The following is a 10,406-nucleotide window of genomic DNA, read 5'->3' as shown; positions in this document are numbered from 1 at the left end:
ATCCCACGTGGAAGGCACTTCTTAAGAGACTTAGCCGCTTCCACGATGCCTTCTGAGACAACAACAAATATGACCGACTCAGCACCCTCGACTGCCTCCGGCATCGAAGTTGTAAAGGTTAGGTTGCTAGGGAAGGGAAAGCCTGGCAGAAACTTGGGGTTTTCACCGGCTTTTTCCATTTCAGCTGCCTGGGAGGGATCCCAGACCCACAATTTGACTTCGTTGCCTTTTCTTGCGAGAAGGAGCGAGAGCGCCGTTCCCCAACTGCCGGCACCCAATACGGCAATTCGGCTCATGATATTTCCTCCTTGGCGATTATAACATTGGCAAACAGATGCGACAACATCGGGTCGTCTTTGCTCAAAGAAGGTACAAATTTACTGCCTTTGGCGTATATTTAAATGGGTTGTTCATTGACAGTGCAAGCTCTGGACACTTATAATCTCGTTTGGAGGCCCAGTTCATGCCACAGACGGAAAGAGTTAGGTATGGTCGGCGTTCTCAGCGCAGGCGCATAAGGATAATTCTCATCTGTATACAAATATTGCTCCTTTTGGTGCTTGGCATTCTGCTAGGCGGAATCATTGGCGCTTTCTACAGCGTATCAAAGGTTCTTCCTTCGAGCCACGATATAGAGGAGTACCGGCCTACCGAAGCGACCCGCATAATTTCCAGCGATGGAGTTGTCCTGGCGGAGGTCTACGAAGAAAACCGCGAGGTTGTGCCGATTACAGATATCCCCAAAGATCTTCAGAATGCTACCGTGGCAATTGAGGATGCCCGCTTCTATAAGCACTGGGGCATTGATTTAAGGGGAATGCTCCGCGCATTTATAGAAAATTTGAAAGCTGGACGAATGGTTCAGGGCGGAAGCACCCTTACACAACAGCTTGCGCGCAATTTATATCTCACTAGGGAAAAGCGGCTTTCGCGCAAGCTTCAGGAGATAATTCTTGCACTTCGCATCGAGCGAAACTACTCTAAGGAGCAGATATTAGAGCTTTACCTCAATGAAGTCTACTATGGAAGCGGAGCTTATGGAGTCCAGACCGCATCTAAGATCTATTTTGGCAAGAATGTGAAGGACCTGACGCTGGCAGAATGTGCTCTCCTTGCAGGGCTGCCCAAAAAGCCATCGGTATACTCGCCCTATGAAAACCTACGTGCTGCCATCGGACGCCGCGGGGTTGTCCTAGATAAAATGGCTGAGTTGGGATACATTACTCGCGAGCAGTGTGAGCAGGCTAAAAGGGAACCTGTTCGTCTTGTAGGCTTGAAGCCCGGCGGGTTGGCTAAGTACAAAGCGCCATGGTTTGTTACCTATGTTCTGAAGCAGCTCACTAGGGAACTTGGTGCGGATATGATTTATAAGGGTGGTCTTGAAGTACATACGACGCTTAACTACGAAATGCAACAGGCTGCCGAGGAAGAACTTCGCAAAGGCGTTGCTGCTGCAAAGCACATGAATGTTACCCAAGGAGCGCTGATATGTATTGACCCGCATAATGGGCATATTAAGGCTATGGTTGGCGGCGTAAATAAGGATTTCACCAAAGATCAATTCAATAGGGTTGTCCAAGCTCGCAGGCAGCCGGGGTCATCATTCAAAGTTTTTGTTTACACCGCCGCAATAGACAATGGCTATGATCCAAGCTATAGAATATCAAATTCAAGGGTTACTTACGTTGGCTATGGGTCAAAACCTTGGACGCCAAAGAATGCTAACGGCAGGTACGGGGGAACCTATGATTTAAGACAGGCGCTTGCCCAATCAATCAACGTAGTTGCAGTCAAGCTGGCTGATAAAGTTGGGATAGACCAAGTAATTACATATGCACGGCTTCTTGGTATTAAGTCGAAGCTTGAGCGAACTCTTTCTCTTGCTTTGGGCACGTCGGTTGTTACGCCACTTGAGATGGTATCGGCATATTCAGTCATCGCAAACGGGGGCATCCGTGCGGAACCGATGACGGTTACGAAGATTACGGATGGAGAAGGTGGCATTATAAAAGAATATTCTCCGGTAACCATGCAGGTTCTTAGCAGGCAAACGGCAGAAACAATGAATGAGCTGCTAAGGGGAGTAGTGCTCCACGGCACTGGACGTGCCGCACGGGGAGTCCCTGAAGCTCATGGGAAGACAGGGACGACCTCAGACTGCCGGGATGCTTGGTTCATAGGATACACCCCTGAGCTTGCCTGCGCCGTCTGGGTGGGTAATGACGATTTTAGTCCGATGCGCCGCGTCTATGGTGCGAATGTGTGTGCGCCTACGTGGGCTGCTTTCATGAAGCGTGCCCTTGAGATATATAAGCGCGAGAAAAACCCCGAGATGGCAAGGTCGAGGACCGACCTAGAAGAAAAAAGCCGCCGTGAGTCCGAGCGGTCAACTCGTAGAGAGCGTCCCAGCAGCGAAGCTCGGTCGCCGCGAACAGTAGATATAACGATATGTACCGAAAGCGGATGCCTAGCGACGAAGGATTGTCCTTCGACATATAGAGCCTCGTTTGAGGTCGGCACCGAACCAATGACATATTGTCCGATTCATGGTTCTCAGGAGGTTAATCAAACGAACCAAGAGGCGCAAAGTGCTCCTCCTGCTCCTCCGCCTCCTCCTCAACCTGCGCCATCGCCTGCTCCAAGCGATCGTTATGTGAATGTTACGATATGCGTTGACTCAGGCAGAATTGCAAATATTTACTGTCCGGAAACTATAACGCGCAGATACAGGGTGGAGGAAGCACCGAATAAAGTGTGTACTATCCACCGTGCACCGAGGGAGTAAGATGATAGCGATTATTGATTATAAGGCAGGCAACCTAACAAGTGTTCGCCTTGCTTTAGAGCATATTGGCGTGAAGTGCGAGATAACGAGCGATTCGGCGCATATCCTAAGAGCTGAGAGGGTTATTTTTCCGGGCGTCGGCGCCGCAGGCGAGGCAATGAAGAACCTAAATGAACTTGGACTGCTTGAATCTCTGAAGACCGTCGTATCCCAAGGGGTGCCGTTCCTTGGGATTTGTTTGGGAACCCAGATTATCTTTGAATTTTCCGAGGAAGATGGGGGGACGAATTGCATCGGTTTCATTCCTGGAACTGTCAAGCGGTTTGTGCCCCCGAATCCTCTTTGTAAAATTCCGCATATGGGTTGGAATGCGGTAGAATTTCTTCGACGACATCCCCTTTTGGAGGGAATTGAGGATGGAAGTGAGTTCTACTTCGTCCACAGCTACTATCCATCGCCTTCGGACACCTCGTATGTAATAGGGGTAACTGAGTATGCCGATGTGCGATTCGCATCAATTATAGGGAAAGGTAATATATTTGCCACGCAATTCCACCCAGAGCGGTCGGGACGAATTGGCTTGCGCCTTCTCGAGAACTTTAGCCGGTGGGATGGAAAATGCTGACCAAAAGAATTATCCCTTGTCTTGATGTGCGCAACAAGAAGGTCACTAAAGGGATAAAGTTCCAAAACAACATAGACCTTGGCGATCCTGTTGAGATGGCTGTTGCTTACAGCCAAGGCGGCTGCGATGAATTAGTTTTTTACGACATCACTGCTTCTGCAGAGCGCAGGCCAATAGACATAGAAATGGTTCGAGAAGTCGCCAGAGTCGTCCATATTCCTTTCGCAGTTGGCGGCGGTATTGAGAGTCTGGATGACATGTATCGTGTTCTGCTTGCAGGTGCGGAGAAGGTGTCTGTAAACTCCCTGGCGGTGAAAAACCCTTCTATAATCGCTGAAGGCGCAAAGGTTTTCGGTAGGCAGTGTATTGTTCTTGGCATGGATCCTGTGAGGACGAATGACACCACTCGTTTCCCTAGCGGCTATGAAATCACTATAAGGGGCTTCCGGGAGCGAACGGGACTCGATGCACTTGAGTGGGCTAAGAGGGCGGAAGATTTAGGGGCAGGTGAGATTGTTGTCAACTCAGTTGACGCCGATGGCACGCGTTTGGGCTATGATATCCATCTCACGCGCCTTATTTCAACGAATGTGAGTATACCCGTTGTAGCTTCAGGAGGAGCAGGCAAGCCTCAACACCTGGTTGATGTCTTTAATGAAGGTTGTGCCGATGCAGCGATTATTGCAAGCATGATTCATACAGGTGAATATACAATTGCCCAAATTAAAGCTGAGCTTGCATCAGCGGGGGTACCTGTGCGAAAAAAATGGTAGAAGTCAAAGTCTATCTGATTATGGCTAGAAGAATTACGGCGCTGCCAAATACTACGCGGTAGGCGACGAATATCCCCATACTTCGCTTCTTAAGGTAATTGAGCAGAAACCCGATGCAGATATACCCAACAACGGTGGCAGCTATTACTCCAAGAATAAATGGCAATATTTGATTTGGTGGCAGGCCATCAGTGAATAGATCTTTAAGCTTATATACCCCTGCTCCAAATATAATTGGTGCTCCTATTAAGAACGAAAATCGCGCTGCAGCTTCCCTTTTAAGTCCACAAAATAGTCCTGCTGTGATTGTTATTCCAGAGCGTGAAACGCCAGGGATTATGGCTAGCGCTTGAGCCAACCCTATGATTATCCAGTCTTTCATTGTAATTTCCTTCATAGGTCGGCGCTGTTTGCCAAGCCTATCAGCTAAAAGCAAGACAATTCCCGTAATGATTGTCACAGCCCCTATGAGCGTAGGTTTGTTTCTGATACCGTACTCTATGGCGTCTTCGAAATACATGCCGGAGAGGGCCGCAGGCACACAAGCGAAAATGACTGGCCAAAGCAGTAGGGCTTCCGAATTGGGTGAACTGTTTCCCGATTGTTCCCTCTTGAACCTCGATCTTTCGATGGAAGTCCGAACCATTACATACCATTCCCGCCAAAAGTAACTCAAAAGCGCAAAGAGCGTACCTAGATGAAGGGCTACGTCAAATACAAGATCGTGAGTTTTCCAATTGGCTATCCAAGGAATGATGATGAGATGGGCAGAGCTACTAATAGGTATGAATTCAGTTAGACCTTGTACTGCGCCGAGGATTATTGCTTCTATAATTTGCACTCTAGTGCCTTCCCAATTTCAAGAAAGTTTTGAACATTAATAGGCATCTGGGCCGGGTCCCATATCAGTAGATGATTGAGCCACACGTCTTTCGCCGCTTAGGCCCCATACTCGTACCTTTGGCGGCTTGACTATATAAAACCTTATTAGCACTCTCAAAACTGCTGCTACTGGTGCAGCAAGGAACATTCCTGTTATTCCAAAGAATTGGGCTCCGATTAGTAGGACGATTAGTATCAGCGCTGGGTGGAGCTGCATACGGTCGCCTATTAGCATGGGCATGATGAATTTGCTCTCTATAAAATGGAGAACCGCAACAAAAATTAGAAGGTATAATCCCATCCAAGGCGATTTAGCCATTCCAAGCAGTACGATAAGCAAACCGCTGATTATGGGTCCTATAATTGGAATAGCCCTAGTCACGCCTGCGAACAAGCTCAAAATGAGTATGTAGGGCATTCCTGCCAAACTGAGCCCAGCAGCTACAACGAAGCCGGCAATAATGCATAGTAGGAGCTGGCCAATTATGTAGCTTTTCATTATTGCACTTATCTCGTGGAGAATCGCTAGTGCTTCACGCGCCCGTCTCTTTGGAACTAGTCCTACAAACTCTCGTTTTAGTGTTCTACTGCCAAGTACAAAGTAGAAAGCAAGTACTGGAATTGCTATTACATCTACAAGGTGGGAAACCCAGTTTATGGTCTTAGTTATTGCTCCCTTCACCCAAGTTGTCGCTTCCGCCCCAAGCTTGGTAAGGTCTTGGGCGCTTAGCAATTGCCGAAGATCGTCAGGGAGCTCCATGTACCATTTCTTGAGGCTTTCAAAAATCTTTGACACTTGCTCGCTAGAACCTTCAAGGCTTGCAACTAGTCCAGCCATTTCTCCTCGGAGAGGCGATATGAACGCGAGTGCAAACGATACAATACCGCTAAGGAGCAAAATGAATACGAGGGTTGTTGCTATTATCCGTTGGGTTCGGCGCTTCATGCCGCGCACGCGGTAGGAACATAGAAAATCAACAATTGGCAGCATGGCGTACGCCAATACGGCTGCGATAATAACAGCGGTTAAAACGGAGCGGGCCTTCCACAAAAAATATGCTAAGCCAGCCCACAGAGTAATCCGTAAGGCTATTCTAATTCCTACGCCCCAAACTAATTCGAAAATTCCTTCGACTCGGCTCTTAGGATTCACTAATTCCTCAGTCTAACCCAAAGTATTTGAATAATGCCTCCCTGATTCTAACGGAAGCATGCCCGTCGCCATATGGGTTCACGGCACGGGCCATAGAGTTATAAGCTTCATGGTTGGAAAGAAGTTTGGCTGTCTCCGAGACAATTCTTTCGGTGGTTGTGCCGACAAGTTTGCCGGTTCCTGCCTCAACGCCTTCGGGACGTTCGGTAGTATTTCGCATTATTAGGACAGGTTTCCCGAGAGATGGCGCTTCTTCTTGAATGCCCCCAGAGTCTGTCAGCACCAGATATGACCGCTTCAGCAAGTGTACGAAGGGCACATAATCCGGCGGTTCAATTAGGTGAACGCGTTCTGTTTGCCCTAGTTCGGGAAATACTGTCTCCCTAACTATCGGATTCTTGTGTACTGCGAATACAACAAACACGTCCGGGAATTCCTCAACTACCTTTTTTATCGCTCGGCAAATCGATGCCATTGGCTCTCCCCAATTCTCGCGCCGATGGGCGGTTACGAGAATCATTCGCCGTCCGTCGGTTCCAGCGCTTGCGAGAACTGGGTCGTCAAAAACCCAAGGCCGTTCTGCTACCGAGAGAAGCGCATCAATTACCGTATTGCCGGTCACGTATATTTTATTCGATGGTACTCCTTCAGCAAGGAGGTTCTTTTTTGCCGCCGGCGTAGGTGCGAAGTGCAAATCGGCGAGGACTGTTGTCAGCCTTCGGTTTATCTCCTCTGGGAATGGGTCGTATTTATTGTCTGTCCGTAGCCCTGCCTCCACATGCCCAACGGCTACTTTATTGTAAAATGCCGCCAAACATGCGGTGAATGTTGTTGTCGTGTCTCCTTGTGCAAGAACAATATTCGGCTGTTCTTTAAGGATAATGTTTTCTAGTCCCTGCAGGGAGCGGGTAGTTATTTCCGCTAACGATTGCTTAGTCTTCATGATATCCAAGTCGTATTTTGGCTTGACTTGGAAGATGTCAAGGACTTGGTGAAGCATTTCGCGGTGCTGGCCGGTGACCGCCACAACCAAGTCTACCTTGTCTGGAAACTTCTGAAGTTCCAAGACTACTGGACACATTTTTACGGCGTCCGGTCGCGTTCCGAACACTGTCATTACTTTTATCGGCATTGAAGGTCCCTTTTCCAAAGTTTTCGCTTCATTACCTGCAGGAGAGGATAATTGTTAGCGCCACTATGCCTAATATGCAGCAAAGGATGTATATCAAAAGGACAACTTGTTTATGTGTCAAGCCTTTCTCTAACAGTCTATGGTGTAAATGGGTGCGGTCGGCAACATGTACGGGCCGGCGCTCGCGAAACCTTCTCCAAACTACGAAAAATGCATCGAAGATTGGCACGCCAAACACCAGCACGGGAATTGCAATGGCAAAGGCAGCCGCCACCTTGAAGAGGCCCACTATTGATATAGCAGCAAGGGTGAACCCGATAAACTGGCTTCCGACCGTTCCCATAAAGATCTTTGCTGGGTTGAAGTTGAATCTCAGAAAGCCAATGCAAGCTCCGCAAAGTGTTGCTGACATCAGCGCTACCGCAGGTTGCGCTTTGTAATATGCCATTATTGCAAGGAAACCCGATGCAATAGCTCCTATACCCGCAGCCAATCCGTCCAATCCGTCCATTAGGTCCATCGACTTGGTTAGGATGAACACCCAAAGAATGGTCACTGGCCATGAAGCCCATTTTAGCCATATTATTGGCGGGTTTCCGAAAGGATTGGTAATCAGCTGTATGCTTACCCCAAATCCCATTAGAACGACCGTGGCTCCAATTATCGAGAGCGCTTGGACGGCGGCTGATAGTTCTTTCATGTCGTCTATCATTCCGGCGGTTGCAAGAAGTGCCCCCGCAACAATGATGCCAATCATTCGTATATCAAGCTTAATTTCAGGGTAGAACTTACCACCTATTTGTGAAATAAGGAGTATTGTAAGAGTGAAGGCAACGTATACTGCAATCCCTCCCCATCGTGGGATTGGACGGGTGTGGACTCGCCTCTCGCCAGGATGGTCCATAACGTTGAGAGCTATGGCCAGGCGGCGCACAACGGGAGTAAGTACATATGAAATACCTAATGCAAGCCCAAAGGCGAGGACATGCCAGTTCATTAGCCCATCACCTCGTTGGGGAGATTGGCTCAAGCTCCTTTGTGAATCTTATCAGCTCTACGCCTGCTTCATTTAATATTTCCATCGCAAAGGGGTCCGGATAGTCGCCAATGTAGACGATTCGCGCAATTCCAGCATTAACAAGCATTCTTGCACACACGCTGCATGGCTGGTGTGTGCAGTATAATGTCGCACCCTTGGTCGAGACCCCATGCTGTGCTGCCTGAATGATTGCGTTCATTTCCGAATGGAGTGCCCGACAAAGCTCCGTGCGAGTGCCGGAAGCAATTCCCATTTTGTCGCGCAGACATCCTATATCCAAGCAGTGGGCAAGGCCTGAGGGCGCACCATTGTAACCTGTCGCAAGTATGCGTCGGTCGCGAACGATTACAGCACCAATTTGACGCCTGAGACACGTGGACCGCTTTGCCACTACTTGTGCTATTTCCAGGAAATACTTATCCCAATCCGGCCGCGTTCGAGTTTCTTCAGACATAATTTTAACCGCATATTCGGTTTTTGGATGTCAGCTCCTTCATGCAAAAACTAGCAAAATTGTTTTGGTTATTTATCACTAGAGTGCTAGCCGTACAAAGGGAACTGGGCGCATAAATCAGCAACTTTGCCTAGTACTCTGGTTCGGACTGCTTCATCATCTGGGTTTCTTAGTACATCGTTTATTAAGCCGCCTATTATACGCATTTCTGCCTCGCGCATACCCCTAGTTGTCAATGCCGGTGTTCCAAGGCGTAGGCCGCTTCCTAAGTATGGCTTTTGAGTATCGAATGGAATCGTATTTTTATTGGCTGTTATTCCGGCATTGTCGAGAGCCTCCTGCGCTTGTTTGCCATTTAGACCAAGCGGTGTTAAATCGATTAACATTAGGTGGTTATCTGTGCCGCCGGAAACAAGTCTCAGGCCGTGCTGGAGGAGACTTTCGGCAAGGGCGGCCGCATTATGCCGAATCTGGCGCTGATATGCTTTGAACTCCGGAGTCATTGCTTCTTTCAAAGCAACAGCTTTTGCGGCAATAACGTGCATCAATGGCCCACCCTGCATTCCGGGGAATACGGCTTTGTCCACCATGTTTGCGTATTCTGCTTTGCAGAGAATCATGCCCGACCGCGGGCCACGAAGAGTCTTATGAGTCGTCGTGGTAACAAAATGCGCGTATGGCACGGGTGATGGATGCTCTCCCGCGGCAACCAAACCAGCTATATGCGCCATGTCTACCATTAAATACGCATTGACGGAGTCAGCTATCTCCCGCATTTTGCAAAAATCTATGATTCTCGGGTATACGGTTGCTCCTGCCACTATTAGCTTTGGTTTATGTTCCCGCGCCAGCCTGTAGAGTTCATCGTAGTCAATTAGCTCGGTCTTCCTATCAACCCCATAGGGGATGACATTGTAGAGTTTCCCAGAGAAATTTACCGGACTACCGTGGGTGAGATGCCCTCCGTGGTTCAAATCCATTGCTAGATAAGTATCGCCTGGTTCCATTACCGCAAAGTAGACCGCCATATTTGCTTGAGCACCGGCGTGCGGCTGGACATTGGCGTGGTCTGCGCCGAATAGTTGCTTTGCACGTTCAATGGCTAAACGCTCGGCAATGTCAACGTATTCGCATCCGCCATAATAACGCTTCCCGGGATAGCCTTCTGCATATTTGTTTGTCATTATGCTGCCAGTAGCTTCGAGCACCGCCCGACTGACGAAATTTTCAGCGGCAATTAGCTCTAGCTTTCCATTTTGGCGTTTTTTCTCTAGCTCAATAGCTTCGGCGATTTCTGGGTCAACTTCCGATAATGGCGCCGTAAACGATGGATTGGTTACTTTAAGTTCCAACATTGCCTGCGATCAGCCCGCCTCTTTGAAGAATTTTCTTTCAATCTCTTTTATTTTTGCAATACGCTTTGCATGGCGTTCTTCACCGGAGAATTCAGTGAAAAGCCATGTCTTAACAATTTCGATGGCTATTCCAACGCCGATGACTCGCTCCCCTAGCGTCAGGATGTTTGAGTCATTATGGGTTCGGGACACCATTGCGCTGTATAGG

The 10,406-nt window shown here is 48.5% G+C and carries 11 protein-coding genes; 3 read left to right on the top strand and 8 right to left on the bottom strand.

Annotation, left to right across the window (positions count from 1 at the left end):
• Positions 1-296 (bottom strand): 2-dehydropantoate 2-reductase N-terminal domain-containing protein (locus QHH26_13460; GenBank protein MDH7482963.1); only part of this gene is annotated, 296 nt, incomplete at its 3' end.
• 167 nt (positions 297-463) lie between these two features.
• Here QHH26_13460 and QHH26_13455 point away from each other — a divergent pair.
• From QHH26_13455 to hisF, 3 genes are read left to right on the top strand one after another with little or no spacing between them, the layout of a single operon-like run.
• The gene (locus tag QHH26_13455) at positions 464-2,785 is read left to right on the top strand and encodes a penicillin-binding protein 1A (protein ID MDH7482962.1); all 2,322 of its coding nucleotides are present in this window, start codon (positions 464-466) and stop codon (positions 2,783-2,785) included.
• A 1-nt stretch (position 2,786) separates the two neighbouring features.
• Positions 2,787-3,410 carry an imidazole glycerol phosphate synthase subunit HisH gene (hisH, locus tag QHH26_13450; GenBank protein ID MDH7482961.1) on the top strand — a complete coding sequence of 208 codons (624 nt, stop codon included), beginning with the start codon at positions 2,787-2,789 and terminating at the stop codon, positions 3,408-3,410.
• A complete protein-coding gene (gene hisF / locus QHH26_13445) occupies positions 3,404-4,183 on the top strand; it encodes an imidazole glycerol phosphate synthase subunit HisF (GenBank protein MDH7482960.1) in 780 nt (259 codons plus the stop codon). Before hisH ends, hisF begins: the two co-directional genes overlap by 7 nt.
• 10 nt (positions 4,184-4,193) lie before the next feature.
• On the opposite strand, the gene uppP is transcribed toward hisF, so the two are convergent.
• The 7 genes from uppP to QHH26_13410 all read right to left on the bottom strand — a co-directional run.
• Entirely contained in the window at positions 4,194-5,024 is an 831-nt protein-coding gene (gene uppP / locus QHH26_13440) for an undecaprenyl-diphosphatase UppP (GenBank protein MDH7482959.1), read from the bottom strand.
• A 36-nt stretch (positions 5,025-5,060) separates the two neighbouring features.
• The gene (locus QHH26_13435) at positions 5,061-6,218 is read right to left on the bottom strand and encodes an AI-2E family transporter (protein MDH7482958.1); all 1,158 of its coding nucleotides are present in this window, start codon (positions 6,216-6,218) and stop codon (positions 5,061-5,063) included.
• 7 nt (positions 6,219-6,225) lie between these two features.
• Entirely contained in the window at positions 6,226-7,350 is a 1,125-nt protein-coding gene (gene wecB / locus QHH26_13430; GenBank protein ID MDH7482957.1) for a UDP-N-acetylglucosamine 2-epimerase (non-hydrolyzing), read from the bottom strand.
• Positions 7,351-7,381: 31 nt separating this feature from the next.
• A complete protein-coding gene (locus QHH26_13425; protein MDH7482956.1) occupies positions 7,382-8,347 on the bottom strand; it encodes an MraY family glycosyltransferase in 966 nt (321 codons plus the stop codon).
• A gap of 7 nt (positions 8,348-8,354) precedes the next feature.
• Positions 8,355-8,843, bottom strand: a complete 489-nt coding sequence (locus QHH26_13420) for a cytidine/deoxycytidylate deaminase family protein (GenBank protein MDH7482955.1) — start codon at positions 8,841-8,843, stop codon at positions 8,355-8,357.
• 86 nt (positions 8,844-8,929) lie between these two features.
• Positions 8,930-10,198 carry a serine hydroxymethyltransferase gene (gene glyA / locus QHH26_13415; protein ID MDH7482954.1) on the bottom strand — a complete coding sequence of 423 codons (1,269 nt, stop codon included), beginning with the start codon at positions 10,196-10,198 and terminating at the stop codon, positions 8,930-8,932.
• Positions 10,199-10,207: 9 nt separating this feature from the next.
• On the bottom strand, positions 10,208-10,406 hold a 199-nt coding region (locus tag QHH26_13410), incomplete at its 5' end, for an RpiB/LacA/LacB family sugar-phosphate isomerase (protein MDH7482953.1).

The sequence above is a fragment of the Armatimonadota bacterium genome (assembly GCA_029907255.1).
Classification (GTDB): Bacteria; Armatimonadota; UBA5829; order DTJY01; family DTJY01; genus JAIMAU01.
Note: the sequence above shows the minus strand (reverse complement) of the source record. Positions and strands in the feature narration are given on the sequence as shown.

Bases quoted from the DNA above. Each gene is read 5' to 3' on its own strand.
- QHH26_13455 (MDH7482962.1), top strand. From the start codon at position 464: ATGCCACAGACGGAAAGAGTTAGGTATGGTCGGCGTTCTCAGCGCAGG.
- hisH (MDH7482961.1), top strand. From the start codon at position 2,787: ATGATAGCGATTATTGATTATAAGGCAGGCAACCTAACAAGTGTTCGC.
- hisF (MDH7482960.1), top strand. From the start codon at position 3,404: ATGCTGACCAAAAGAATTATCCCTTGTCTTGATGTGCGCAACAAGAAG.
- wecB (MDH7482957.1), bottom strand. From the start codon at position 7,350: ATGCCGATAAAAGTAATGACAGTGTTCGGAACGCGACCGGACGCCGTA.
- QHH26_13425 (MDH7482956.1), bottom strand. From the start codon at position 8,347: ATGAACTGGCATGTCCTCGCCTTTGGGCTTGCATTAGGTATTTCATAT.
- QHH26_13420 (MDH7482955.1), bottom strand. From the start codon at position 8,843: ATGTCTGAAGAAACTCGAACGCGGCCGGATTGGGATAAGTATTTCCTG.
- glyA (MDH7482954.1), bottom strand. From the start codon at position 10,198: ATGTTGGAACTTAAAGTAACCAATCCATCGTTTACGGCGCCATTATCG.